This window comes from Bailinhaonella thermotolerans (assembly GCF_003594875.1).
Classification (GTDB): Bacteria; Actinomycetota; Actinomycetes; order Streptosporangiales; family Streptosporangiaceae; genus Bailinhaonella; species Bailinhaonella thermotolerans.
The window spans coordinates 553395-579204 of sequence record NZ_QZEY01000004.1 but is presented as its reverse complement, the minus strand read 5'-3'; the positions used below and the strand labels follow the sequence as shown (position 1 = coordinate 579204).

The 25810-nt window shown below is 74.2% G+C and carries 19 protein-coding genes; 5 read left to right on the top strand and 14 right to left on the bottom strand.

Going from position 1 to position 25810, the window contains the following annotated elements:
- Nucleotides 1-42: 42 nt before the first annotated feature.
- Genes D5H75_RS44100 through D5H75_RS15030 form a run of 3 tightly spaced genes read right to left on the bottom strand, consistent with a single transcriptional unit; the run spans nt 43 to nt 4515 of the window.
- Nucleotides 43-174: a hypothetical protein gene (locus D5H75_RS44100; protein WP_277949941.1), complete on the bottom strand. Its 132-nt coding sequence runs from the start codon at nt 172-174 to the stop codon at nt 43-45.
- Complete coding sequence (lanKC, locus tag D5H75_RS15035; protein WP_119927027.1) at nt 171-2735, bottom strand: class III lanthionine synthetase LanKC; 2565 nt, start codon at nt 2733-2735, stop codon at nt 171-173. Before lanKC ends, D5H75_RS44100 begins: the two co-directional genes overlap by 4 nt.
- 34 nt (nt 2736-2769) lie before the next feature.
- Nucleotides 2770-4515 (bottom strand): cytochrome P450, encoded by a 1746-nt coding sequence (locus tag D5H75_RS15030; RefSeq protein WP_147425151.1) that lies wholly within the window; start codon nt 4513-4515, stop codon nt 2770-2772.
- A 283-nt stretch (nt 4516-4798) separates the two neighbouring features.
- Here D5H75_RS15030 and D5H75_RS15025 point away from each other — a divergent pair, with 283 nt between their 5' ends.
- Nucleotides 4799-5236, top strand: a complete 438-nt coding sequence (locus tag D5H75_RS15025; protein WP_119927025.1) for a cupin domain-containing protein — start codon at nt 4799-4801, stop codon at nt 5234-5236.
- 111 nt (nt 5237-5347) lie between these two features.
- Here the strand turns inward: D5H75_RS15025 and D5H75_RS15020 are convergent, their stop codons facing one another.
- A complete protein-coding gene (locus D5H75_RS15020) occupies nt 5348-6010 on the bottom strand; it encodes a hypothetical protein (protein WP_242454245.1) in 663 nt (220 codons plus the stop codon).
- Nucleotides 6011-6285: 275 nt separating this feature from the next.
- Between D5H75_RS15020 and D5H75_RS15015 the strand changes: the two genes are divergently transcribed.
- Both D5H75_RS15015 and D5H75_RS15010 read left to right on the top strand, forming a co-directional pair.
- Nucleotides 6286-7371 carry a hypothetical protein gene (locus D5H75_RS15015; protein ID WP_147425150.1) on the top strand — a complete coding sequence of 362 codons (1086 nt, stop codon included), beginning with the start codon at nt 6286-6288 and terminating at the stop codon, nt 7369-7371.
- A gap of 234 nt (nt 7372-7605) precedes the next feature.
- Nucleotides 7606-9837 (top strand): family 20 glycosylhydrolase, encoded by a 2232-nt coding sequence (locus tag D5H75_RS15010; protein WP_202638157.1) that lies wholly within the window; start codon nt 7606-7608, stop codon nt 9835-9837.
- 95 nt (nt 9838-9932) lie between these two features.
- Here the strand turns inward: D5H75_RS15010 and D5H75_RS15005 are convergent, their stop codons facing one another.
- The 8 genes from D5H75_RS15005 to D5H75_RS14970 all read right to left on the bottom strand — a co-directional run bounded on the left by D5H75_RS15005 (nt 9933) and on the right by D5H75_RS14970 (nt 19511).
- Nucleotides 9933-11522, bottom strand: coding sequence for a PfkB family carbohydrate kinase (locus D5H75_RS15005; protein ID WP_202638156.1), 1590 nt, complete (start codon nt 11520-11522; stop codon nt 9933-9935).
- Complete coding sequence (locus D5H75_RS15000; RefSeq protein ID WP_202638155.1) at nt 11519-13057, bottom strand: PfkB family carbohydrate kinase; 1539 nt, start codon at nt 13055-13057, stop codon at nt 11519-11521. The genes D5H75_RS15005 and D5H75_RS15000 overlap by 4 nt, the downstream gene beginning before the upstream one ends.
- Nucleotides 13058-13206: 149 nt before the next feature.
- Entirely contained in the window at nt 13207-14994 is a 1788-nt protein-coding gene (locus tag D5H75_RS14995; protein ID WP_119927022.1) for an ABC transporter substrate-binding protein, read from the bottom strand.
- A gap of 34 nt (nt 14995-15028) precedes the next feature.
- A complete protein-coding gene (locus tag D5H75_RS14990) occupies nt 15029-15301 on the bottom strand; it encodes a DUF2160 domain-containing protein (RefSeq protein WP_119927151.1) in 273 nt (90 codons plus the stop codon).
- Between the two features lie 5 nt (nt 15302-15306).
- The gene (locus tag D5H75_RS14985) at nt 15307-16179 is read right to left on the bottom strand and encodes a carbohydrate ABC transporter permease (RefSeq protein ID WP_119927021.1); all 873 of its coding nucleotides are present in this window, start codon (nt 16177-16179) and stop codon (nt 15307-15309) included.
- A gap of 5 nt (nt 16180-16184) precedes the next feature.
- Entirely contained in the window at nt 16185-17153 is a 969-nt protein-coding gene (locus D5H75_RS14980; protein ID WP_202638154.1) for a carbohydrate ABC transporter permease, read from the bottom strand.
- A complete protein-coding gene (locus D5H75_RS14975) occupies nt 17150-18436 on the bottom strand; it encodes an ABC transporter ATP-binding protein (protein ID WP_119927020.1) in 1287 nt (428 codons plus the stop codon). Before D5H75_RS14975 ends, D5H75_RS14980 begins: the two co-directional genes overlap by 4 nt.
- Nucleotides 18429-19511, bottom strand: coding sequence for an ABC transporter ATP-binding protein (locus D5H75_RS14970; RefSeq protein ID WP_202638153.1), 1083 nt, complete (start codon nt 19509-19511; stop codon nt 18429-18431). The genes D5H75_RS14975 and D5H75_RS14970 overlap by 8 nt, the downstream gene beginning before the upstream one ends.
- Nucleotides 19512-19942: 431 nt before the next feature.
- Here D5H75_RS14970 and D5H75_RS14965 point away from each other — a divergent pair, with 431 nt between their 5' ends.
- Together D5H75_RS14965 and D5H75_RS14960 are read left to right on the top strand one after the other, a co-directional pair.
- On the top strand, nt 19943-21130 hold the full coding sequence (locus D5H75_RS14965; protein WP_119927018.1) for a DUF711 family protein: 1188 nt from the start codon (nt 19943-19945) through the stop codon (nt 21128-21130).
- Between the two features lie 135 nt (nt 21131-21265).
- Nucleotides 21266-21706 (top strand): acyl-CoA thioesterase, encoded by a 441-nt coding sequence (locus D5H75_RS14960; RefSeq protein WP_119927017.1) that lies wholly within the window; start codon nt 21266-21268, stop codon nt 21704-21706.
- Nucleotides 21707-21888: 182 nt separating this feature from the next.
- On the opposite strand, the gene D5H75_RS14955 is transcribed toward D5H75_RS14960, so the two are convergent.
- Nucleotides 21889-24705 (bottom strand): DUF5682 family protein, encoded by a 2817-nt coding sequence (locus D5H75_RS14955; protein ID WP_119927016.1) that lies wholly within the window; start codon nt 24703-24705, stop codon nt 21889-21891.
- Nucleotides 24702-25802 (bottom strand): ATP-binding protein, encoded by a 1101-nt coding sequence (locus D5H75_RS14950; protein ID WP_119927015.1) that lies wholly within the window; start codon nt 25800-25802, stop codon nt 24702-24704. The genes D5H75_RS14955 and D5H75_RS14950 overlap by 4 nt, the downstream gene beginning before the upstream one ends.
- Nucleotides 25803-25810 lie beyond the last annotated feature (8 nt).

The window sequence follows — 25810 nt, the reverse complement described above, 5'->3', positions numbered from 1 at the left end:
GTCCGGGCGCCGGGCGGGGGCCCGGCGCCGCGCCGCACCGTCTTAGCTGGTGGTGGCGACGGTCTTGCAGGCGGTGTTGTTGTACGACGTGACGTGGCTGTAGCACGGGTGCGCCGCGCGCCCCTCGCCGGCGTCGAGCGCCTGGAGCTGGAGTACGTAGGCCATCTTGTTCACCTCCTCTCCTTCTCCCCGCCCGCGTCGGGCCGCAGGTCGAGGAGCGGGATGATCGACGCGCCCGGGTCGGACACGACGTTCAGGGCGGCCAGGATCCCCGCGGATCCCGTCGCCAGGTCCATGGACAGCCGCAGGAGCTGGTTGCCGGGGAAGGCCAGGTGCCCCCGGTAGGACAGGGCGTGCCAGGACAGCCGCCGCACGTGGTCGCGCACGGTGTCCCGGTCCTCGGCCCGGCCCAGCAGGGCGAGCGCGGCGATGGCGCCCGCCCGCCCCATGAGCAGGACGGGGTGGCGGATGAACGGCGCGCGGCAGGCGCGGCGCGCCCCGTCCACGACCTCCGCGAAGCCGGGCTCGTCCCGCAGCGCGAGGTACCGGGCCAGGACCAGGGCCAGCCCGGCGCTGCCGGTGCCGAGGTAGCTGAGGTACCGGTTGTCCTCAAGGAGCTGGAAGGTGCCGTCGGGCAGCCGCCGGCCCCGGTCGATCTCGCGCAGCAGCGCCGTCCTGGCCAGGCCGAGGAACCGGTCCTCCCCGGTCTCGGCGTGCAGGCGGAGGAAGTAGTGCGCGACGCCGGTCAGCCCGTGTTCGAGGCCGACCCGGGAGGGGGCCAGGTCCGGGTCCTCCGCGTGCGGGGCCAGCCGCGCGCCGATGTCCAGGGCCTCGGCCCGCAGGCTCTCGTCCCCGGTGACCCCGGCGAAGTGCAGCAGGCTCAGCCCGGCCCCGGCCAGCCCGCCGTGGATCCCGGGCGCGGCCAGGTCGGCGTGCTGTTTCCTGGCGCGGTCGAACAGGTCGAGGGCGTCGTCGCGCCGCCCGAGCGCGTCCAGCGCCGCGGCGGCCCCGTGGAGCCCGTCGAGCAGGCCCGGGCGCGGGTCGGCGGCGCGGCGCGCGGCGGCCGCGAGCCAGTCCACGTGCTCCTCCGGGATGTCCGCGCCGGCCTCGCGCAGCGCCCAGAGCACCCCGGCGGCGCCGGTGGCGACGGAGATGCCGCCGGTCGGGAACTGCCCGGGGTCGCCGGGGTAGAGCCGGTCGTCCCGTCCGGGCGTCGCGCTCGCGAGGATGCCCGCGACCAGCGAGTCGCGGATCCGCGGCCAGTCCGCCTCGCCGCCGCGGAACAGGCCGCCCGCCGTGTCCTCGCCGAGGGGCCCGCGGGCGGCGGCGAACCGCCGTACCAGCCGGGCGCCGAAGCCGGGCGGCACCGGGAAGTGCTCGGCGATGACCTCGGTGAGCGAGGCCAGCTTGGCCGGGTCCCGCTCCTGGAGCGGGCTGATCGGCAGGAACACCCACTGGCGCAGGCAGTTCATGACGTACTCGTCGGCGGCCCGGCCGGACAGTCCGCCCGGGGCGATGAACCCCGGGGCGCCGAGGCCGGGCGAGTCCGGGTCGTCCAGGTCGCAGGCGATCTCGAAGTCGATGAGGGCGACGCGGCCGTCGGGCCGGACGATCACGTTGCCGGGGTGCAGGTCGTTGAACCGGACGCCGCGGGCGTGCACCGCCATCAGGGCGTGGTCCACCTTCGCCAGCACCCCGGTCGCCCAGCGGACGTACGCCGCGGTCTCCTCGGCCGAGGACTCCGGCCCGACCAGCGGATACCGGTCGAACACCTCCTCCATCAGGGTCTTGCCCTCGATGTACTCCTCGACGAGGAAGTGGTGCTCCCAGACCACGGTGTGGCCGAGCACCCGGGGCACGCAGTCCAGGCCGTCCAGCCGGTCGAGGATCGCGCGCTCGCGGGCCAGCCGGGTCACGGCGTCCACGCCGGCCGCGTCCAGCCCCGCGTGCGGGCGCGCCTCCAGCAGGACGACGTATCCGCCGGAGCCCTTCTCCCTGGCCAGGTACACCCCGCCGCCGTTGGAGAAGTGCAGCGGGCGCTCGATCTCGTACGGGAACTCGCCGTCGTCGGCGGTCCCGAGCCGGGCGACGGACTCGCGCAGCACCTCGGGCACGGTGACCCACTCCGGCACGCGGAACACCGGCCCGCGCTCGTCCGGGACCAGCCGCCCGTCCGGGGCGCGGACGCCGTACACCGTCTCACCGGCGGCGTTCCGGAAGGTCATCGGGCGGAACGCGCCGTAGCGCACGTAGACCGGCGAGTCCTCGTAGCGCAGGTCGCTGAGGATGTACGGCCCGGCGAACCCGCGCAGCAGGTCCGCGAGCGCCGGGAGCACCCCGGCCAGCCGCTCCTCGTCCCCGGGGTAGATCGTGATCAGCTTGCCGCTGCTCCCCCGGGCGGCGTACTTGCTGTTGAGCAGGCGCATGGCGGCCCGGCTGCGGAGGAACTTCACCGGCAGGTCCCGGGCGAGGCAGAAGTCCAGCACCAGGTCGCAGACCCGGGCGGCGTCCGCGTCGGTCGCGGACACGTGCACCTTCCAGCCCTGCTCCGGCAGCGCGGCGCCGGGCGGGCGGAGCACGACCCACAGGTTCTCCTCCCACGAGCTCCAGCCGGCGGGCAGGTCGCGGCGCGCGGCGGGGAAGCGGGTGGCGTCGTCGGGCAGGCGGTCGAGCCGCTCGAAGAACACGGGGTCGGCCTGGCAGAAGGCGAGGAGCTGGGGGAAGGCGTCGTCCATCGTGGATCCCAGGGGAGAGGAGGAGGGGCGTCGGTCAGCGGGACGGCGGGTCGAGGACGACCGGCAGTTCGAGCAGGTAGCGCACGCGGCTCCGCCGGTAGTGCAGGGCGCCGCCGGCCAGGTCCAGGCGCGGGAACCGCTCCGCGAGCGCGCCGACGGCGATCCGGGCCTGGGCCCGGGCCAGGGCCGCGCCGGGGCAGTAGTGGTGGCCGTGGCCGAAGGACAGGTGGGGGTTCGCCGGCCGGGAGATGTCGAACTCGTCGGGGCCGGCGAAGACCGCCGGGTCCCGGTTGGCGGCCACGAGCGAGGCGGCCACCAGGTCACCCCGGGGGACGCGCGCGCCCGCGATCTGTGCGGGGCGGGCGGCGGTGCGGGCGAGCCCGACCGGGAACGGCGTGACGAACCTCAGCAGTTCCTCCACGGCGGGGGCGGCCAGCGCGGGGTCGGACACGAGCCGGTCCCACTGGTCGCGGTGCAGCATCAGGGCGGCGACGCCGTTCGCCAGCAGCGCCGTCGGGGCGCGGTGACCCCCGACCATCAGGAACCGGGCCGCCGCCACCAGGTCAGGCACGGACAGGGCGTCCCCCTCGGCCTCGACGATCCAGCCGAGCAGGTCGTCGGCCGGGCGCTCCGCGCGCTCGGCGATCAGGCCGCGCAGGTAGTCGTCCACGTCTTCGCAGGGGTCCGGCGGCGTCCGGCGCAGCCGCTCCCCGAGCCAGTCGTGGAAGTAGTCCCGGTCGCGGGCGGGCACGCCGAACAGCTCGCACAGCACGATGACGGGCAACGGCCGGGCGAACGCGGCGACCAGGTCCACGGGCTCGTGGCGGGGCATCGCGTCGAGCAGGGCGTCCACCTCCCGCCGCAGGCGCGGGGCCAGGGCCTCGACGCGGCGGGGCGTGAGGTGCTGGCCGACGAGGCGGCGCAGCCGGGCGTGCTCGGCCGCGCCGATCGTGATCAGGTCCTGCTCGCCCCGGTGCTCGATCGCCGGGGACTGCGGCCGGAACCCGGCGGTGATCTCCGTCTCGCCCGCCAGCCGCGAGTCCGCGAGGGCGGCGGTCGTGGCGGCGTGCCCGGTCAGGATCCAGGACGTCGCCACGCCCGGCGCGTCCACGCGGTGGACCGGGCCCAGCTCGCGGAACCGCCGGATCACGTCGGGGTCGTTGAGGAGCACCGGGGTCAGCGCCGGCAGCCGCACCGGGCACGTCGCGGGCTCCGCCGTACGGCCCGCCGCCTCGGTCAGGAAGGCCGCGGCGGCCGTGACGAGGTCCCCGGCGCCCGCCCCGGCCCCGGCCCCGGTGTCGGCGCCGGTGTCGGCGTCGGTGTCGGCGTCGGTGTCGGCGTCGGTGTCGGTGTCGGTGTCGGTGTCGGTCCCGGGTCCGGCGCCGGTCGATGAGACGGTCAGGACCGGGCAGCAGGGCTCCGGCTCTCCGGCCTCGCGGGCGGGCGGGTCCACGGCCAGGATCGCGGTCACCCGCTCCGGGTGGCGGTCGGCGACCTCCGCCGCCGCCGCGGCCGCGACGCCGTACGCCAGCAGCGCGGCACGGCCGGGGCTCTCCGGCTCCGAGAGGAGGCCGATGACGCCCTCCGCGCAGGAGTCCCCGTCGGTGTCCGGCACGTACGCCGTGCGGATCCGCCAGCCCTCCCGGGCGAGCACGCGCCGCAGCGCCTCCGCCCCGGCCCCCGGATTGAGGATCACCAGGGCGGGGCCGTCGTCGCGCCCCTCGTCCATCGCGGTCGTCACGTCCCGTGGTCCGACCGCGCCACTGACGACTGTCGTCATCTCGGCTCCCCGCCGTCGTCTCGGCTCCCGGGGACGGCCGCTCGTGACGCGCCGGCCCCTGGTCTGGCACGCCGCTCACGTTCCACGGCGGCGCTTGCGGGGCTCTAGTCCGCCGCTAGTGGACCGCCCGAAGGGGCAGGTCGCGCCGTACGGCCGGGTGCGGTCCGGGAAGCCTGCCCGGGCGGGCCCGCAAGCCCGCGACTAGAGGGCCCGGCGACGGGACGGGCGCGTGTGACGGGAGGTGCGAGCGATTGGCGGCGGTTCCGCCGGGAAGGGGACGGCCATGGGGGACACACGTGACGGGGGCGAGGTCAAGATCGTGCGCTCGGCCCCGATGTACGAGGGCAAGCAGGATCTGAAGTTCTTCTCCGGGATCGCCGCCGAGACGGTGGGGTCGCGCGGCATCTGCATGCACCTGCTGACGATCCCGGCGGGGGCCGCGGGGCGGGCGCACAAGCACGAGCACCACGAGAGCGCCATCTACATGCTCAAGGGCCGGGTCGGCGTCTGGTACGGCGAGGGCCTGCGGGGTTATCAGGAGGTGGGGCCCGGCGAGTTCGTGTACGTCCCCGCCGACGTGCCCCACCTCCCGGTCAACCTCAGCGAGACCGAGCCCGCCGAGGCCGTCATCGCCCGCACCGATCCCAGCGAGCAGGAGAGCACGGTCCTCCTCCCCGACCTGGAGGATCGCGTCGCCGCGCTCCGCCGCCCGGCTCCCTGAACGCGCCGACGGCGGCCGGGGGCTCAGCGGGGGCCCTCGGGCGCACGCGCCGGGGCGCGGTCAGCGGCCGGGACGGGCGGACGCGCGGGAGGCGCGGGAGGCGCGGATCGGTCAGGGCAGGCGGATGCCCTTGACGATCTTGTTGAGCTGCGGCACGAGGGGCTGGCTCGCCAGGACGGTGACGATGGTGCCGGGCCGCTCGACCCAGCCCAGGTAGCGGCCGTGCCCCAGCGCTCCGTCGGCGGACTGGGTCAGCACGCGACGGCCTCCGTAGGTCGCCTGCCGCGCGTTCCCGAAGCTCCCCAGGTCGAACGGCGTCTTCCGGAGGTGGTCGAGCTTGGTCGCCTTCGGCGCGCACACCACGCGCACCCACAGCGTCCGCCTCCGGTAATCCATATCGGACCGATCGTCCGTCCACGTGTAGCTGTACTCGACCAGGCCCTTGTGCCGGTTGACCGTCACTCCCCCGGAGACGAAGCCCTTCGGCACGTACCCCACCCGGACGCCCTTGAGCGCGTTCGTCCCCTTACGCGGGGGACGGTCCTCCGCGGTCGCCGCCGACCGGCGGATGTCGGCCTTGGTCGGCAGCGGGCACGGCTTGGCCGCCTGCGCCGAGCTCTGGAGGGAAACGGTGACGGGCGTCCTGGCGGAGGCGGTGGCGGGTGCCGGGGCGGAGCCCGGGGCGAACGCCTGCGCGGGTCCGGCGAGGAGGGAGGTGGCCGAGATGACCCCGGCGGCGATGGCCGCGAACCCGCGGCTCGATGTCGTCTGCATGCCCGGTTTGATGATCCACTCGCCGGAAAAGTTGTGCCCTTCCCCCATCCGCCCGCCGTACGGCGCCCGCCCGCGCCCGCCGCGCCGTACGCCCCGGCCGTACGGCGGCGCGGGGCGCGCGAGCCTCGGAGCGGGTTCCGACCTGGGCGGAAAGCGGGAATCGGACCGGCGAATCGCCGCTCTCGGCCGGGATTGGCGGCGGCGGCGAAACGGGAGACGATCATTGGCGCTCCGGGGCGGAGACTCCCGGTGTGATGATCGTCATAGTGGCCGCCATGAGACGACTCATCGCCCTTCTCACGGGCACGCTGGTGGCCGCCGCGCTCGCGGCGGCGCCCTCCCCGGCGAACGCGGCGGCCGCCGGGTGGCGGGTCCTCGACGCGCCCGCGCTCGTCCCCACGGCCGAACTGCGGCTGGTCTCCGCGTCGGCGCCCGGCGACGTCTGGGTCCACGGCGTGGAGGCGCTCCGGTGCGGCCCGGGCTGCTCCGTCCCCACGGGGAACCCGGTGCTGCGGCAGTGGACCGGGACGGCCTGGCGCGACCACAAGCCCCCCGCCGTGGACCTGCACACGGTCACGGCCCTGGAGGCCGCCGCCCCCGACGACGTCTGGGTGGCGGGCGGGACGCCGTACGCGCCGTTCGTCACCCACTGGAACGGCGCCGGCTGGGAGCGGCCGGAGTTCGCGTTCCAGCACCCGGGCGCGTTCCCGGCCGTCGAGGCGGGCCCGGACGGGGTCTGGGTCGCGGTCAACGGCGTGAACGGCGGCGCGGTCGTCCACCGCCGCGCGGGCGGGCGGTGGGAGTCCTCGGCCGTGCCCGGCGTGCGCGTCCACCGGATCGTCGCCAGGACCGCGACCGACGTGTGGGCGCTCGCGGCCCCGGCCGGCGTGCACACCGACGGCTGGGGCGCCTTCCTGCTGCGCAGCACCGACGGCCGCGCCTGGTCCCGGGTCGACGTGCCGGGGGCGCCCGGGAAGGACATCCGCCTGACGTCCGTCGCGCCGCGCGGGGCCGCGGACGTGGTGGTGTCCGGTGAGGCGGTCGGCGGCGACGGGACGCGCGTCCCGCTGTTCAAGCGCTGGGACGGCGCGGCCTGGGCCGACCTGCCCGACCCGCAGCGCCTCGGCGGCGCGCGCCGCCTGTCGGCCGACCGCGACGGAGTCCTGTGGGACGTGGCCGGCGGCTCCGTCCTCGCCTACCGGGACGGCGCGTGGACGTCCACGCCCGCGCCGCGCTCGGGGACGACCCAGGAGGTCCGGCTGCTGTCCCTGGCGGTGGTCCCCGGCGCCTCCGCCGTGTACGTGGCCGGCGGCGGCAAGGGCCACCTCCTGACCGGCGCCTACCTCGCCGCCGGAGGCTGACGGGCGGCCCGCGAGCCCGTACGGCGCGCGCCGGCCCCGCCCGGCCGCGCCGTACGAGGCGGGAGGGGGGCTGGGAGGGCTGAGCGGGCGGCGGGCCGGGCAGGTGGCCCTGAGACCCGTCGAGCACTCCTCGCCCTCGCGTCGTCGGCGGCGTTCCAGGGTTTCGTGATGATTGGGTGCGCGCTTCCGCGTGTTCGTTGATCCTTTCGATCAGGTTGTGCGCATACTCGCGCCGTGAACGAGCGCTTGGGGGGCGCGATCGCCCTCGCCGGGCGCGGGGTGGTCGCCGCCGGCGCCGTCCTCGCCACCCTGGCCCCCGGGGCCGCCACGGGCCCTTCCACCGCGACCACGACCGCGCCGCCGTCCGAGACCGCGCCGCCGTCCGAGACCGCGCCGCCGGCGGCGGCCGGGTCGCCATCCACGGCCGGGTCGGCGCCGGCGTCCGGGTCGGCGTCCACGCCCGGGTCGGGGTCCACGCCCGGGTCGGGGTCCACGCCCGGGTCGGGGTCGGCGCCCGCGTCCGGGTCGGCGGCCGCGTCCGGGTCGGCGGCCGCGTCCGGGTCGGCGGCCGTCTCCGCGTCACCGTCGGCGGCCGCCTCGCCGTCGGGGCCGGCGGCGGCCGTACGGGGGGAGCCGAAGCCGGTGGTGGTGCCGGCGATGCGGGAGTGGGCGGGCGGGAGCGGGCGATTCGAGCTGCCCGCGCGGGCGCGGGTGTCGGCGGAGGACGCCGGGCTGGGGGCGCTGGCCGGACGCGTCGCGGACGAGCTCGGGGAGGTGACCGGGCGGGCCGCCCGCGCGATCCCCGGGCCGGGCGGGGACCTGGTGCTCGGCCTCGACCCGGCGATGGCGCATCCGGCGGGCGGCGAGCGGTTCCGGCGGGAGGGGTACCGGCTGGAGGTGACCGGCGAGCGCGTGCGCGTGACCGCCCCGACCGCGCGCGGCGTCTACTACGGCACCCGCAGCGTGCTCCAGATCCTGCTGCGCGACCCGGGCCGGGACTCGATCCCGGCCGGGACCGCGCTGGACTGGCCCGGCCACCGGGTGCGGGGGTTCATGCTGGACGTGGGCAGGCGCTTCTTCACGCCGGGCTTCATCCGCGACTACCTGCGGATGATGGGCTGGTTCAAGCTGAACGAGCTGCAGCTCCACCTCAACGACAACGAGATCCGCGCGCCCGGCGGCGACTGGTCCAGGGCCTACTCCGCGTTCCGGCTGCGCACCGCCGATCCCGGGCTGGCCGGGCTGGCCGCCGCCGACGGGTCGTACGACCGGCGGGACTGGGACTCCTTCGAGGACACCGCGGCGGCGCACGCGGTCACGCTCGTCCCCGAGATCGACGCGCCCGCGCACGCGCGCGCGTTCGTCGCGTTCCGGCCCTCGCTCGGGCTGAACGGCGGGAACTCCGACCACCTGGACCTGGCCAAACCGGAGAGCACCGCGTTCATGAAGCGGGTCTTCGGGGAGTTCACGCCCTGGTTCCGCTCCCCCGACGTGCACTTCGGCGCGGACGAGTACCGCGGCGACCCGGTGCTCTTCCGCCGCTACTTCAACGACATGGCCGCCCACCTGCGCTCCCTCGGCAAGCACCCGCGCGCGTGGGGCAGCGCGACGGCCATGAGCGGCGGCGCGGACGGCTACGACCGCGACGTGACGATCAACACCTGGAGCAACAAGTGGTACGGCCCGCGGGCGGCGAAGGCGGACGGATACCGCTTCATCAACACCAACGGCGGCCTGCTGTACATCGTCCCGTTCGCGAAGTACTACCACGGGAACGGCCTGGACGGGCGGCACCTCTACGAGAACTGGGAGCCGCACGTGTTCCCCGGCGGCCAGAGCGTCTCCCCCGGCGAGCCGCTCCTGGAGGGCGCGATGTCGGCCGTCTGGAACGACCTGGTCCGCCGCGAGTACACCGAACTCGACGTCCACCGCCTGGTCGAGCCCACGTTCGGGCTGCTCGCGCAGAAGATGTGGAGCGGCGCCGAGGCGGGCGTGCCGTACGCCGCCTTCATGGGCCACCTGCGCGACGTCGCCCCCGGCCCCTCCCTCACCCGGGTGCGGGGCACGATCGGCGCGGCGGAGCCCGGCGAGCTCTCCCACCGCCGCCCCGCCACGGCCTCCTCCTCCGCCCTCGACCCCGCCCACGCCTTCGACGGCGTACGGCTGACGCGCTGGTCCTCCGGCCCCACCCGCGAAGCCTGGCTCCAGGTGGACCTGGGCGCCCGGCTCCCGGTGAACCGCGTGACCCTGGAATGGGCCGGCGAACCCCCCGGCGAGTACGAGATCCACCTCTCCGACGACGGCGAGACCTGGCAGACCACCCTCGTCCGCCCCACCGGCTCCGCAGAAGAGGAGATCCCCCTCCCCGGCACCCCCGCCCGCCACATCCGTCTCACCTTCCGCACCCCCCACCCCCACGACTTCTCCCTCTGGACCGTCCGCGCCCTCGGCCCCCCACCCTCGTGACCTCCCACCCGACCCCCACCGAGGAGCACGGAACCCGTCCGCCCGCGAGAAGCGGCGGGCCACGCCAGGGGAGCACGGGGCGCAGGGCCGCGGGATCAGGATTCGCCGGCGTGGGGGAAGCCGTGGCCGCGGATCATCTCGGCCAGGCGGTAGAAGGTGCGGTCGATGCCGTTCCGGGGGAAGGGGATCACGTGGGGGCGCGCGGTCTGGGGGATGAAGTCGCACCCCTCCTCGGCCAGGACCACCACGCGGTCGAACCCGTGCCGCCCGTGGAAGAGGCCCACCTCGTGCACGACGTTCTGCCGGGCCAGACGCCGTCCGTCACCGGTGAAGTCCTCGGCCGTGAGCACGCAGACGGCCAGGCTGCACCGCTCCAGGTAGGCGGCCAGGGCCTCGGTCACCTGGCGGCCGCCCCAGGAGCCGCTCTCGAAGGAGAACACCGGGAGCTCGAACCGTTCCTCGATGAACCGCTGCACCGCGCGCCACTCGGGGTTGGCGCCGTGGGCGATGAACACGCCCTTGGCGGGGTCGGACCGGCGCTCCCGGTCGAGGCGGCCGATGAACTCCCGCGTCACCTGGGCGAACTGGGCGTGGCCGGCGCTGCCGACGTAGCGGAGCTTGTGACGGGCGAGGCGCATGCCGAGCAGGGATCCCAGTTCCACCTGCATGCGGTCGCAGGCCAGCGCGATCAGCAGCCCCGCCGCGAAGACGTCCCCCGCCCCGGTGGCGTCCTCGATCTCCTCGGCCGGCAGCGGCGACTGGGGGTAGAACTCGGCTGTCACGTCCCCGCCCTCGCCGCGCCGGTAGGCCGAGATGCCGGTGGGGCGTTTGACGATGACGACCGCCCCCTCATCGTCGAAGCCGTCCAGGAGCCGGCCGGCGACCCGCTCGTCGGGCTCCCCTGGGACGTGGCCGCCGAGCTCGCGGAACTCGCGGTAGTTGACCAGCAGGAAGTCGGAGAGCCTGACCAGGCCGGCCACCTCTGGTCCACCGTCCGCGCTCCACACGTGCCCGGGATCGAAGCTGATCAGCGTCCCCGGGGAGGTCCGCTTGACGGCGCGGAGCAGGGCGAGCAGGCGGCCCGCCGTACGGTCGTCCAGGAACGAGGTCACGTGGACGACGCGCGCGCGGCCGAGGTAGTCCACCAGCTCGCCGAACCGGCGGTCGATGTGGTCGGCCATGTCGTCGTTGGCCCCGGCGTGGGTCAGGAGGGTGCGGTCGCCGTCCTCTCCCACCGAGAAGCAGATGCCGCACAGGCGATCGTCCACGCGCTCGACGAAGCGGTGGTCCACGCCGAACGACTCGAGCTGCTGCACGCTCGACACCCCGATCACCGGGACCCGCCCGGCCACGCCGACGTAGCCCAGCCGCAGCCCGACCCCGCTGCGGGCGATCGCGTAGATCGCGTTGAACGCCGACCCGCCCAGCGCGGTCACCGGCTGGGCGGAGCTGACCTCCTCGATCGCCGAGTGAATGGTCTGCTCGTCCACCCACCGCTCGGTCCCCCACTCCAGCGGTGGCCCCGACCGCTCCACCACCCGGGAGATCCGCGCCACGACGCCCCCCGTCGCGGCCGAGACGTCGGCGATGTAGTCCAGGTTGAGCGCCCCGATCCCGACCACGTCGAGCGTGTGCCGGTCGCCGGGCTCGCGCGCCCGCAGGTGTTCCAGCGGATCGTCCGTCATGAGCGCCCCCTCGCCATGAAGCCCTCCCGCCGCAACATGCGCTCCAGCTCGAAGAACGTCGCGTCCACCGCCCCGTCCCGGAAGTCGAGCTGAATCAGGCCGGCGATGTTGGAGAACGTGTCGCAGCCCTCCTCGACCAGGATCGCCACCCTGCCGAAACCGTATCGGCCCTGGAAGACCCCGGCCTGGTAAACGATGTTCTGGTCCGCCCGGGCCCGGCCGCCCGGGGGCGCGGCCCCGGCGGCGAGCAGGCACACGGCGAACCCGCAGCCGGCGAGGGCGCGGGCCGTCACGGCCGCCACGTCGGTCTCCACGCCGGACACGTCCAGTTCCACGGTCGCGAGGCCGCAGTCGCGCTCGAGGAACCTGCGCACGGTGCCGCACTGCGGGTTCCCCGCGTGCACCACGCAGACCCCGCCGGGCGCGACCTCGCCAGGCGGGGTCTCGGCCTGCCGCAGGAACCCCTTGCTCAGATCGGGCGCGCGGAAGCCGCCGGCGACGGGGGACCGCAGCTTGTTCCTGGCCAGGTAGAGGCCGACGAAGGCCCCCAGCTCGACGTGGAGGCGGCGCGCGACGAGCGAGGCGAGCACAGCGGCGGCGAAGACGTCCCCCGCCCCCGTCGCGTCCTCCAGCTCCGTCTCGCGCAACGGCCTGGCCTGCTCGAACCGCTGGGCCACGATCCCGGCCGGGGACTGGTGGAACACCTCGACCACGTCGTACCGCTTGGTCACGAAGACCGTGCAGCCCGGCGCGCACAGCCCCAGCAGCCGGCGGGCGACCACCTCGTCGCGCTCCCCCGGGGCGTACCGGCCCAGCGATTTGAACTCCCGGTAGTTCATGAACAGCAGGTCCGTCATCGCGAGGATGCCCATGACGTCCGGGCCCGGCCGCTCGGCCCAGGTGAAGCCGGGGTCGAAGCTCACGCGCAGCAAGGGGTTGAGGGCCCGGGCCCTGGCCAGCACCCTCCGCACCTCGCGGGGCGTGTCGTCGTCCAGGAACGAGGTGACGTGAACGAACCGGGCCGAGGCCAGGTACTCCGCCAGGGGTTCGAAGTTCTCCCGGATGAGGCGGCCCATCTCGAAGTTGGCCCCGGGATGGGTGAGCATCACCCGGTCGGTGTCGTCGATGTACGACAGGCAGAGACCGCACGGGCGTGACGGATGGCGGACGACCCACCGACGGTCGATGCCCAGGTCGTCCATCTGCCCGACGAAGGACAGGCCCGGCGCCTCCACCCGGCCCACCACGCCGACGTAACCGAGGCGCAGGCCCACCCGCATCTGCGCCAGCGAGTAGATCGTCAGCCAGGCGGAGCCGCCCAGGGAGTAGCTGAGCGAGGCCGCCCCCAGACTCTCGACCGCGCGCAGGATGGTGTCCTGGTCGACCGGGCCTTCCCGGTTCCACTCGAAGCGCGCGGTCGACTCCGTCACCCGGTCCGCCAGGCGCTGCGACAGCCTCGACGCCCCGGCGATGTAGTCGACGTTCAGCGCGCCGAAACCGACGATCTCCGGCGCGGCGGATTCCGGCTCGTTCACGACGACTCCCGGCCGATTCAGGCTGACAGAAGGAGGTCTACGCCCCCTCGCCTCATATCGGCAACCCCGCGCCGCGCGGGCCTTCCGGTACGGCGGGCCCGAGGGAGCCCGCCGTACCCGGTGGCCGGTGTCCTCGCCGGAGGGCGGGGTCAGTCGGACCATTGGGAGAGGAGTTTTTCGTAGGGGAGGGTTTCGGGTTTTCCTCGTTCGTCGGGGAGTTTGGGGGCGGGGGCGCCGGGGGCGTTCAGCCAGGTCTGGGGGTTCTGGGGCGGGTTGAGTTTGGGGGCGCAGGGGCCGCCGTAGCCTCGCCGCTCCAGGCGGGAGAGGATGTCGTCCTGCTGTTTGGCGAGGTTGTCCATCGACTGCTGGGGGGTCGTCTCGCCGGTGACGGCGGTGGCGACGTTCTGCCACCAGAGCTGGGCGAGCTTGGGGTAGTCGGGGACGTTGGTGCCCGTCGGGGTCCACTGCTTCCTGGCCGGGGAGCGGTAGAACTCGATCAGCCCGCCGTACTTCCTGGCGTTCTGGGTGAAGTGGTCGCTGCGCACGTCGCTGTCGCGGATGAACGTGAGGCCGGTGATGGACTTCTTCAAAGACACCGTCTTGGACGTGACGAACTGGGCGTAGAGCCAGGCGGCGGCGCGGCGCTCCTTGGGGGTGTTGCGGAGCAGGGTCCAGGAGCCGGCGTCCTGGTAGCCGAGCTTGTTGCCCTCCTTCCAGTACGCCCCGTGGGGGCTCGGGGCCATCCGCCACTTGGGGGTGCCGTCGGCGTTGACGACCGGGAGGCCGGGCTTGGTGAGGTCGGCGGTGAAGGCGGTGTACCAGAAGATCTGCTGGGCGATGTTCCCTTGCGCGGGCACCGGGCCCGACTCGCTGAAGTTCATGCCGGCCGCCTGCCTGGGGGCGTACTTCTTGAGCCACTCGACGTACTTGGTCAGGGCGTAGACGGCGGCGGGGCCGTTGGTGTCGCCGCCGCGGGCGACCGAGGAACCGACCGGGCGGCAGTTCTCCACCCGGATGCCCCAGTCGTCCACCGGCAGGCCGTTGGGGATGCCGGGGTCGCCGTTGCCGGCCATGGAGAGCCAGGAGTCGGTGAACCGCCAGCCCAGCGACGGGTCCTTGCGGCCGTAGTCCATGTGGCCGTAGACCTTCTTCCCGTCGATGGTGCCGTTGCCGTTGACCTTGTTGGTGAAGAAGTCGGCGATGTCCTCGTAGGCGGCCCAGTTCACCGGGACGCCCAGCTCGTAGCCGTACGCCTGGCGGAACTGGCGCTTGATGTCCGGGTCGCTGAACCAGTCGTGCCGGAACCAGTACAGGTTCGCGAACTGCTGGTCGGGGAGCTGGTAGATCTTCTTGTCCGGGCCGGTCGTGAAGCTGACGCCGATGAAGTCGTTCAGGTCGAGGGTGGGCGAGGTGACCGCCTTGCCCTCGCCCGCCATGTAGTCGGACAGCGGGAACACGTAGTTCCCCCGCGAGTGGGTGCCGATGAGGTCGGAGTCGTTGACGTACGCGTCGTAGATGTTCTGGTCGCCCTGGATCTGGGTCTGGAGCTTCTCGACGACGTCGCCCTCCTGGATCAGGTCGTGCTTGAGCCTGATCCCGGTGATCTCGGAGAACGCCCGCGCGAGCGTCCGCGACTCGTACTCATGCGTCGTGATCGTCTCGGACACCACGTTGATCTGCATGCCGCGGTACGGCTCGGCGGCCTTGATGAACCACTCCATCTCGGCCGTCTGCTGCTCCCGCGAGAGCGTGCTCGGGGTGAACTCGCTCGCGATCCAGCGCTGCGCGGCGGCCCTGCCCTGCTCGGGCCGGTAGTCGGTCTCGCGGTTCTCGCCGCCGTCCCCCGGGCAGGCGGCCAGCAGGAGGCTGAGCGCGGCGAGGACGGCCGCCGCCACCCCGCCCCGCCGCAATCCCCCGCGGTTTCGCGTCAACGGCATGTCCCGCTCCTCTCAGTCCCGGGCCATTCGCGGGTCACCCCCAGATGAGGACGACCAGGGCCGCCAGTACGGCGCACGCCAGCGCCAGCCACATCGACAGGTCCGTCACGGCGATCCAGAGCGCGAGGACGGCCGCCGCGGTCAGCAGGCCGATGTAGAGGCGGTCCCCGCGGTCGGTCTCCATCCGCAGGAATCCGCGCCGGGCGACCGGCGGCGACAGATGGCCCCAGATCGCCATCCCCGCGAGCAGTACGGCGAGGCCGGCGAACACGAGCGCCGTGGGAAGGGTCCACACCATCCACTGCATCGCGGTCACACCCTCCCGAGGGCGAATCCCTTGGCTATGTAGTTGCGGACGAACCAGATGACGACCGCGCCGGGGATCATCGTGAGGACGCCCGCCGTGGCGAGGAGTCCCCAGTCCACGCCGGCGGCGCTGACGGTCCGGGTCATGGTGGCGGCGATCGGCTTGGCGTTCACCGAGGTGATGGTCCTGGCGATGAGCAGCTCGACCCAGGAGAACATGAAGCAGAAGAACGCGGTGACGCCGAGCGCCGACCGGATCAGCGGCAGGAAGATCCGGATGAAGAACCGCGGCAGGGAGTACCCGTCGATGGCGGCCGTCTCGTCGATCTCGCGCGGGATCCCCGACATGAAGCCCTCCAGGATCCACACGGCGAGCGGCACGTTGAACAGCATGTGCGCGATCGCGACGCCCAGGTGCGTGTCGAACAGCCCGACCGCCTGGTAGATCTGGAAGAACGGCAGCAGGAACACCGCCGGGGGCGCCATGCGGTTCGTGAGCAGCCAGAAGAACAGGTGCTTGTCCCCGGCGAAACGGAACCGCGAGAACGCGTAGGCCGCCGGGAGCGCGACGACGAGCGACAGGACCGTGTTCAGCGTGGTGTACGCGATCGAGTTGAGGTAACTCGAATACCACGCCTGGTCCTCGAAGAACGTGCGGTAGTTCTCGAACGTGACCCGCTCGGGGATCAGCGAGAAGCCGCCGAGGATGTCCTCGTTCGGCCGGATGGACATGCCGAACATCCACAGCAGCGGCAGCATCAGCGTGGCCGCGTAGAGCCAGAAGACCGTCCGCGCCCACGGCAGCCGGACCCGCCCCGCCGCCGCGCGCTCATGCCGTACGGCTCGCGCGGGCCCGCCGGCGCGGGGTCGCCGCTTCATGGCGCTCACCTCCCGGCCCTGGTCAGGACGGTGAAGAAGACGTAGCAGGCGATCTGCACGATCAGGAAGTACAGGAGCGAGAACGCGCCCGCGGGACCCAGGTCGAACTGGCCGACGGCGATCTTCGACAGCAGGATCGACAGGAACGACGTGGCGTTGCCCGGCCCGCCGCCGGTCACCACGAACGGCTCCGTGAAGATCATGAAGCTGTCCATGAACCGCAGCAGGATCGCGATCGTGAGCACGCCCCGCAGGCGCGGGAGCTGGATGTGCCGGAAGGTCGCCCACGCCGACGCGCCGTCGATCTGCGCCGCCTGGAAGTACGGGCCGGGGATCGACCGGAGCCCCGCGTACGCCAGCAGCGCCACCAGCGGCGTCCAGTGCCACACGTCCATGACCAGGACCGTGATCCAGGCGTCGGCACGGTCGAGGGTGTAGTTGAAGTTGATCCCGAGCACGTTGTTGATCAGCCAGCCGCCGAGCCCGATGTCGCCGCGCGCGAAGATCTGCCAGATCGTGCCCACGACGTTCCACGGGATGAGCAGCGGCAGCGCCATCACCACGAGCGCCGCCGGCACCCCGAGCCCGCGTTTGGGCATCGCGAGCGCCAGCGCCACCCCGAGCGGGATCTCGATCAGCAGGACCTGCGCGGAGAACAGCAGCGTCCGCACGAACGCCGACCGCACCTCGGGGTCGCGCGTCACGCTCCGGAACCACTCCAGCCCGACGAAGATCCGGTCGCTGGGGCTGAAGATGTCCTGCACCGAGAAGTTCACGACGGTCATCAGCGGGATCACCGCCGTGAAGGCCACCGAGACCACGACCGGCAGCACCAGGAACCACGCCCGGTTGTTCTTCGGCCGCGGGTCCGCGGGCCGCGCCGCCGCCTCCTCCGGCGCGGGGCTCGCGGCCACGCCTCCGGGCCCCACCCGCTCCCCCGCGACGGCTGCGCCGCCCGCGACCGTCTCGCTCACGCCCCGCTCCCCCCTCCGCCCGGCCCCGCCGCGGGCCCGGCGGACCCGGTGGACCCGGTGGACCCGGGCCCCGCCTCGCCCGGACCGCCCCGCCCGTGGCCCGCGCCGCCCGGCCCCGCCGCGCCGCCCGGCCCCGCCGTGCCGGGCGCCCCGGGCGGTCCGGTACGGCCCGCGTCCGGCGGCCGGTCGGCGCCGCCCCCGGCCGTACCGGGGCCGAGGCGGGCGAGGGCGGCGCGGCGGACCGAGTCGCGGAAGAGGTAGGCGCGGTCGAAGCCGAGGTAGACGACCTCGCCGGGCCGGTGGCCGGAGCCGGACTCGACCTTGGCGAGCACGTCGCGGTCGTGCACGCGGGCGCGGACCAGCTCGTACGGCCCCATGCGGTCCACCGCCGTGACGCGCGCCTCGATCCCGGGCAGGGAGGGCGCGGCGCCGACGCGCACGAACTCGGGGCGCACGCCGACGTTGACCGGCCCGGGCGGGAGGTCTCCGGTGGCGCGGCCGACGGCGACCTCACCCACGCGGACCACGCCGTCGCGGACCGAGGCGGGAAGCACGTTCATCCCCGGGGAGCCGATGAAGTGGCCGACGAACTCGTGCGCGGGCGACAGGAACAGCTCGCCCGGCTCCCCGGCCTGCACGATCGCGCCGTCCTTGAGCACCACCACCTCGTCGGCGAAGGTCAGCGCCTCGGTCTGGTCGTGCGTGACGTAGATCAGGGTGTGGCCGGTGTCGCGGTGGATCTCCTTGAGCTTGCTGCGCAGCGTCCACTTCAGCGCCGGATCCACCACGGTGAGCGGTTCGTCCAGCAGCACGGCGGCCACGTCCGGGCGCACGAGCCCGCGGCCCAGGCAGACGATCTGCTGCCGGCCCGGGTCCAGCCGCCGCGAGCGCGTGCGCAGGTGCGCGTCCAGCCCCAGCAGTTCCGAGACCTGGCGGACCCGCCGGTCGATCTCGTCGCGCGGGTACTTCCGGTTGCGCAGCGGGAACGCCAGGTTGTCGTACACCGTCATGTCGCCGTACAGCACGGGGAACTGGAAGACCTGCGCGATGTTCCGCCCCGCCGTGGGCACCCCGGTCACGTCGCGGTCGCCGAGCAGTACACGCCCCTCCGTCGGCGTGATCAGCCCGGAGATGATGTTCAGCAGCGTGGTCTTGCCGCAGCCGCTCGGCCCCAGCAGGGCGTACGCCCGGGACGAGCGCCACGTCCACGTCATCGGCCGCAGCGCCCACGTGCGCCCGCCGTCGTAGCTGTGGCCCACGCCCTCAAGCCGGATGTCAGCCATGCAGATCGACCTCCGCCGCGGACTCCGCGAGCAGCCGCCCGTCCCGCTCGTCGAACACGAACACCCGCGCCGGATCGACGTACGCCGTCGCGGGCTCTCCCGGGTCGAACCGCCGCGTCCCCGGCAGGTGGGCGACCAGGTGCCGCGGCCCCGGCAGCAGCAGGTGCAGGAAGGTCTCGCTGCCGGTCACCTCGGCGAGCCGGATCTCGGCCGGGAACGCCAGGTCGCCGGGCCCGGTCCGCTCGATCGTGACCTGGTGCGGCCGGACCCCGAGCACCACGCCCCGCCCCGGCTGGTGCGCGCCGGGCGCGGGGAACGACGCGCCCAGGCACTCGATCCGCCCGTCGCGCACCACGCCGGGCAGCAGGTTCAGCGGCGGGTCGCTGAGCGTGGCGGCGACGTCCAGCGACGGCGGCCGGTCGTACATCTCCGCCACGTCGCCCGCGTGCCGCACGCGTCCCCCGCCCAGCACCACCGCGGGCGCCCCGAAGCCCAGCGCCTCGGCCGGGTCGGCGGTCGCGTACAGCACCACCCCCGGCGAGTCGCGGAACATCGCCCGCAGGTCGTCCCTGAGCTGTTCCCTGAGCTTGTAGTCCAGGTTGGCCAGCGGCTCGTCCAGCAGGAGCACGTCGGCGGGCCGGGCCAGCGCCCGCGCGATCGCCGTGCGCTGCTGCTGCCCGCCCGACAGCTCCGCCGGCCGCCGCCCGAGCAGGTCCGTGAGGCCCATCAGCGCGGCCACCTCGCGCACCCGCCGGTCGATCCCGTTCTTCGGGAACGCCCGGTCCTGGCGCAGCGGCGAGGCGATGTTCTCGTACACCGACAGGGAGGGGTAGTTGACGAACCGCTGGTAGACGAAGGACACCGACCGCTTGCGCACCGAGACGCCGGTGACGTCCCGCCCGTTCACGATCACGCGCCCCGACGTCGGCGGCGTCAGCCCGGCGACCACCCGCAACAGCGTCGTCTTGCCCGCGCCCAGCGGCCCGATGACCGTCGTCAGCCCGCCGGCCGCCTCCAGGCCGACCTCGTCCAGCCGGTTCTCCCCGCGCTGCCGCACACACACCCGGTCGAGCACCAGCGCCACTGTGCCCCGTCCTCTCCGCCGGAGCGATCACGCCGCGAGGGGGGCTCCGACACGCGGTTTGCGACGGCCGTGGGACGACTTCCTCTTTTCATCTGAACATCACCAGCAACCCCACGCAAGCACGCATATCTCCCCAGACCCCAATCAATTCCCCGCCCGCTCCGCCCCCGGCCCACCCGCGCCTCTCCCTTTCGGGTCCGTACGGCCAACGCCGGGGCCGGCCGCACGGACCCGCGCCGCCCGCGGTCCGCGCCCGCGGTCGCGCCCCCGGCAAGCGGCCAGCCCGGCGAGCGGCCCCGGCTCCCCGGCCGCGGCGCGGGGCGGACACCCTTGGGACCGGTCCCACGGGCGAGCCGTGCCGGAACCCGGTGCGGGGGCCGCGCGGGGGCTGCTAGAAGAGGGCTGTCAGGAAGGAGAGGATTGTGGGTTCACCTCCGATTCGCACGATCACCCTGGGGGTCGCCGAGCCCCATCCGATCGCGCCGCGGGTCGTCTCCGAGGCCGTGGCGCGGTTGCGGCGGGCCGAGGCGGGGTTCCGGAACGCCGGGTACGAGGTGCAGACGGTGCGGCTGTCCACGCGGGCGGTGTTCGCCGACATGGCCGACCGGAAGCCGGACGAGATCGTGTCCTACGCGCATTCCCTGCAGCGCGTGCTGGACGACCTCGGGGTCGCGTTCTGCTCGCTGGGGCCCGCCCCGGCGGCCGATCCGGGGTTCCCGCTCGACCGGCTGGACGCGATCGCGGACCTGCTCGTCGGCGCCCCCTCGATCATCTGCACGGTCCAGCTCGGCACGGCCGAGCACGGGGTGCGCGCCGAGGCCGCGCCGTACGCCGCGCTCGTGATCCGGCGCCTGGCCGACGAGACCCCCGAGGGGTTCGGGAACTTCAACTTCGCCGGGCTGGCCTGCGTGGAGCCCGGCGGGCCGTTCTTCCCCGCGGCCTACCACGACGGGCCCGAGACGTTCACGATCGGGCTCCAGGGCGCCTCGGTCGCCCGCGCGGCCCTGGAAGGTCTGGACGGCCCGGGGAGTTCGGAAGCCCCGGCCCCGGAGGAGATCACCACCAGGACGCGGGACGCCCTGACGCGGGCGGCGACCCCCGTCATCGCCCTGGCGGGGGAGCTCGCGGAGCGGATCGGCACGCCGTTCGGCGGCATCGACCTCTCCCCCGCCCCCGCCGGAGAGGACAGCATCGCGGCGGCCCTGGAGTCGTGCGTCGGCGCGCCGATCGGGTCGCCGGGCACGCTGACGGCCGCCGCCGCCCTCACTCGCGGGATCCAGACCACCGGCCTGCCCACGCGGGGCTACAACGGCCTGATGCTCCCGGTCATGGAGGACGTCCTGCTGGCCCGCCGCTGGGCCGAGCGCCACGTCAACGCGCAGCAGCTCCTGGCGTACTCCGCCGTCTGCGGCACCGGCCTCGACACCGTCCCCCTGCCCGGCGACGCCACCCGGGACCAGCTCGCCCGCCTCCTCCTCGACGTGGCCACGCTGGCCGTACGCCTGCGCAAGCCGCTGTCCGCCCGCCTGTTCCCGGTGCCCGGGACCATCTCCGGCGACCGGACCGCCTTCACCTCTCCCTACCTCGTCAACACCGTCACCGGCTGGTGAGCCCCCGGCCCCCGGGCCGCCGCCCTCGGAGGCGGCCCGGGGCCGTGGCCGGCGGGAGGCCGCGGAGGCGCGGCCGCGAGGCGGCCCGGGGCCGCGGGGTGGACGGCGCGGGACCCGCGGGATGAGGATGCGGCGATGACGCAGATCGCATCGCCGGGCGGCCACGACGGGGTCTACGCGCAGCCGATCCGGCCCCGGTTCTTCGAGATCGACAGCCAGGGCGTGATGTTCAACATGTGGTACCTGGCCTACGTGGACGACGCCGTCACCGGGTTCTTCGAGGCGCGGGGGCTGCCGTACGAACGGTGGCCCGAGCTGGGGTTCGACGTGCACGTGGTGCACGCCGAGCTGGACTGGAAGGACGGGATCACGGTGGACGACCGGCCCGAGATCCTGATCGGCACGGCCCGGATCGGGGGGAAGAGCTTCGCGCTGGACTTCGCGTTCCGGCGGGACGGGACGGCGACCTGCACCGGGCAGGTCGTCTACGTCGCCGTCGCCAGGGACGGGTCCGGGTCCATCCCCCTGCCCGCGCCGCTGACCGAGGCCCTGGGCGAGCCCGCTCCCCTGAGATGACCGTCCCCCCGCGCTGACCGTCACCCCGGGCCGACCCGCCGCCCCGGACCGACCTGCCGCGCCGGTCCGGCTGTCCGGCGGTCCGGCTGTCCGGCGGTCCGGCTGTCCGGCTGTCCCCCGGCCCTGCCGGACCGGGGGACCACCGCCGGGAGGGCCCGGGCGGGCCGCGCCCGGGCCCTCCGTCAGCGCGCGAGCAGTCCCGCCAGCGCCTCGGCCGCCGCGGGATGACGGCCGAGGAGCGCCGCCGCCTCGCCGTGCCCCGGCGAGCCGCCCCCGGCCGCGCCGGGCGCGCCGGGCGCGTCGGGCGCGTCGGGCCACGCGGGGTCGCAGCCGAGCAGGGCCGCGAGCGCGTCGCAGGAGGCCGGGTGGGCGCGGAGCAGGTCCGCCACCGGCCCGGACGCCGCCGGCGCCGCGGTCGCGGGGGCCCGCCCCGGCGCGGCCTCCCAGGGCGGCGTCCACGCGTCGAGGCCGGCCAGGTCCGCCGGATAGGTGCGGGCGGCCTCCTTGACCAGCGCGGGAACCAGGTCCCCCGCCTGCTCCCGCAGCGTGGTGATCAGCGTGGGCAGCCACGGCAGCAGCACCGGGTCGGGCAGCCGCGCGAACGCCTTGGAGATCACCTCGACCACGAAGGACGTGAGCGCCGGGGCGAGCTCCAGCGCCTGCACGAACCCGCCGATGTACTGCGGGCACGACGGCACCACCAGCGGGTTGACCAGCAGCTCGTCCCACCGCCGCCGCAGGTCGTCCCGGCCGATCAGGCCGAGCTGCGACTGCGCCGCCCACAGCAGCGCGACCTTGGCCGGCCGCTCCGGATGCGACTGCCGTACGGCCAGCTCAAGCTGCGCCCGGTCGCAGCCGAGGGACAGCGCCAGGCTCTCCATGCCGAACAGGAACCCCAGCATCGCGCCCACCTGGCGCACCCCGGTGTCCTCGTCGGTGAAGGCCGACGGCAGCAGCGTGCAGTAGTGGGCGTACCCGGTGGTCACGAACGCCTCGCACCACGCCGGCAGCGCGGGCTCGGAGGCCCGGTAGTACGCCAGCAGCCGCCGCATCCGCCGCAGCACCTCGGGCGCGTCGTCCACCGTGCGCTCGGCCGACAGCAGCTCCACGGCCCGCGCGCCCAGCTCGTCGGTGAACCGCCGGCCGCCCAGGAAGACGATCGAGTCCTCCACGGCCGCCAGCGCGCCCGCCGCCGTGGCCTTGGGGTCCCAGGCGGCGCGGCGGAGCCGCTGTTCGAGCACCTGCTCGACCGTGACGCCCTCGTAGCCCAGCTCGATCAGCTCGCGCTGGTACTTCCCGAGCGCGACGTCCCAGCTCTCCTGGATGGAGCGCTCGCCCAGCCGCTTCGAGCCCATGATCGGCCGCACGGCGCCGTCCGGCAGCAGGTACCGCAGCATCCACAGCACCTTCGAGCACGGCGCGAGGTGCGGTTCGGCGTCCAGGTTCAGCAGCGCCCGCTGCACCGTGCGCCTGCCCGGGTCGAGGCCGAGCGGCTCCAGCCGGTCGTACACGTCGCGCGCCAGCGGCGGCAGCGACTCGTACCCGACCTGCCCGATCCGGTCGCCGCCGAGCAGGATCTCGCACAGCCGGGCCACGTCGCGCTTGCCCGGCACCGCGTCCTTCTCGATGCACGTGACCGCCGCGTCCTGGAAGTCGTACGGCGTCGGCCTGGCCCTGCCGCGCATGCCCGCCAGCAGCACGGACGTCTCGAAGACCGCGATCGCGTCGGCCGTGCTGGCCAGGTAGCCGTGGCGGCGGGCCAGCCGGACGATGTCCACGCACCAGCTCCGCAGCTCGTCCTCGTCCAGCCCGCCCGGCTCCGGCGGCCGCGCCAGGAACCCCGACAGCCGGTCCGTGACGCCCGCCTCCGGCGCGGCCCGCCCCGCCCCGCCCTTCCGGCCCTTCTTCCCGTCCAGCGTGTACGGCGTCACGCCGCCGCGCCGCAGCGCCTTGCGCCAGGTGGCCGCCGCGATGGAGACCGAGCCGGGGGCCAGCGAGAACTGCGCCTCGATGGCCGAGTGGCTGGACGGGATCAGGCCGTACGACCAGCGGGTCGCGGTGCGCGGGGTGATCTCGAAGCCGCCGGAGCCGCGCAGGCCGAACTCCTCGACGCGGCTGGCGGCGTGGAAGGCGCCGCAGACGTAGAGGCAGTCCGCCGGGTCGGCGCCGGAGGAGGCCAGGTGCTCCCGCATCCGGGTCCACATGTACCGCTCGCGGTCCTCGTCGCGGTCCAGCCGGTCCGCGCCCGCCGGCCGCAGCCGCCGGAACAGGCTGCCGATCATGACCATGACCTGCCGGTACGTGGCGTAGTCGGCGTCGGCGAGGGGCTGCTCGACGTACTGGTCCCACCACTCGGACCAGTGCCGCACCTTGCCGTGGTGCAGCAGGTACGCCTCCAGCTCGGCGAAGCGCGGGCGCAGGTCGCCGATCTCCACCCCGACCGCGTCGCCGTGCAGCCCCGCGTCCTCGCCCGCCGGGTCCGCCGTGGCGTGGCCGGTGTCACCGTCCCCGCCCGCCGTACCGGGCCCGTCCTTCGGCATCCACTGGAAGACGTGGTCGGACGAGCGGTCCACGAGCACCAGCTCGACTCCGGGCTCGGTGAGGGCGTACGCGATGGCCTGGTACTCCGCCGACGACTCGGTGATCGGGGCGACCACGCTCAGCGGGCCCGCGCCCGCGGGGAACCCGTCCAGGTCGGTCGCGAACGCCTGGAGCGCCACCGGCAGGCGGCAGTTGGCCAGCTCGTCCAGGAGGGGCCGCAGGTCCTCGCACAACTCCAGGTAGACGACCTTCGGCCGCTTCTCCCGCAGCCGCCGCGCCATGGCCAGCGCCGAGGCGGGCGAGTGGTGGCAGACCGGGAAGATCTCCAGGTTCTCGCGCAGGGCCCGGTCCACGTCGTCCACCATGCCGGTGAGGATGTCCGCGACCTGGCCGGGGCCGCCGGCGAAGGCGGCCGCGGCGTCGGTGAGCCGGTCGCGGAGCGCGCCGAACCCGCTCACGACAGGGTCGCGATCGCCTGGCGGCCGCCGTCGAGGAACTCCTGCCAGTCCCCGCCCTCGCGGGCGCGCGGCTCGACCACGCCGTGCCAGTACTTGTTGAGGATGGCCAGGTCCTCCGGGCTGCGGCGGGCCAGCGAGCCGACCAGCGACCCGGCGAGGGTCCCGGCCCGCAGCGTGCTGTCGCCGAAGAAGTTGCTGTGCAGGATGGCGTCCTCCAGCACGCCGATCTGCTCGGCGGTGGACAGCGCGGACTCCAGGCGCTCGTCGTCGCTGTTCGCCGAGGCCGCGGCCGCGCGCAGGTCGGCGAAGCTCTGCAGCAGGATGTCCAGCAGGGTCGGCGGCACGTCCAGCTCGATGCGGTGGCGGCGCAGCAGTTCCTCGGTGCGGAACCGCACGATCTCCGCCTCGCTCTTCTTGCTGGTCACGACGGGGATGCGGACGAAGTTGAAGCGCCGCTTCAGCGCCGAGGACAGGTCATTGACGCCCCGGTCGCGGCTGTTGGCGGTGGCGATGATCGAGAAGCCGGGCTGGGCGAACACGATGTTGTCGTCGTCCAGCTCGGGGATGGACACGTACTTCTCGGACAGGATGGAGATCAGCGCGTCCTGCACGTCGCTCGTCGAGCGGGTCAGCTCCTCGAAGCGGCCGATCACGCCCCGCTCCATCGCCGTCATGATCGGCGAGGGGATCATGGACTCGCGGGACTGGCCCTTGGCGATGACCATGGAGACGTTCCAGGAGTACTTGATGTGGTCCTCGGTCGTGCCCGCCGTGCCCTGCACGACCAGGGTGGAGTTGCGGCAGATCGCGGCGGCCAGCAGTTCGGCCAGCCAGCTCTTGCCGGTGCCGGGGTCGCCGATCAGCAGCAGGCCGCGGTCGGAGGCCAGCGTCACGATGGACCGCTCGACGAAGGTACGGTCGCCGAACCACTTCTGGCCGATCTCGCGGTCCAGGCCGTCGGAGGGCTCGGAGCCCAGGATGAACAGCCGCACCATGCGGGGGCTGAGCCGCCACGAGAACGGCTTGGCGCCGTCGTCGATCGACTCCAGGTAGTCGAGCTCGTCGGCGAACTTGATCTCTGCGGGGGCGCGAAGCACAGGGGTCT

Coding starts and splice junctions, on each gene's coding strand:
- D5H75_RS14990 (WP_119927151.1), bottom strand. CDS start 15,301: ATGCAGTGGATGGTGTGGACCCTTCCCACGGCGCTCGTGTTCGCCGGC.
- lanKC (WP_119927027.1), bottom strand. CDS start 2,735: ATGGACGACGCCTTCCCCCAGCTCCTCGCCTTCTGCCAGGCCGACCCC.
- D5H75_RS15030 (WP_147425151.1), bottom strand. CDS start 4,515: ATGACGACAGTCGTCAGTGGCGCGGTCGGACCACGGGACGTGACGACC.
- D5H75_RS14985 (WP_119927021.1), bottom strand. CDS start 16,179: ATGAAGCGGCGACCCCGCGCCGGCGGGCCCGCGCGAGCCGTACGGCAT.
- D5H75_RS15025 (WP_119927025.1), top strand. CDS start 4,799: ATGGGGGACACACGTGACGGGGGCGAGGTCAAGATCGTGCGCTCGGCC.
- D5H75_RS14960 (WP_119927017.1), top strand. CDS start 21,266: ATGACGCAGATCGCATCGCCGGGCGGCCACGACGGGGTCTACGCGCAG.
- D5H75_RS15015 (WP_147425150.1), top strand. CDS start 6,286: ATGAGACGACTCATCGCCCTTCTCACGGGCACGCTGGTGGCCGCCGCG.
- D5H75_RS15005 (WP_202638156.1), bottom strand. CDS start 11,522: ATGACGGACGATCCGCTGGAACACCTGCGGGCGCGCGAGCCCGGCGAC.
- D5H75_RS14975 (WP_119927020.1), bottom strand. CDS start 18,436: ATGGCTGACATCCGGCTTGAGGGCGTGGGCCACAGCTACGACGGCGGG.
- D5H75_RS15020 (WP_242454245.1), bottom strand. CDS start 6,010: ATGCAGACGACATCGAGCCGCGGGTTCGCGGCCATCGCCGCCGGGGTC.
- D5H75_RS14995 (WP_119927022.1), bottom strand. CDS start 14,994: ATGCCGTTGACGCGAAACCGCGGGGGATTGCGGCGGGGCGGGGTGGCG.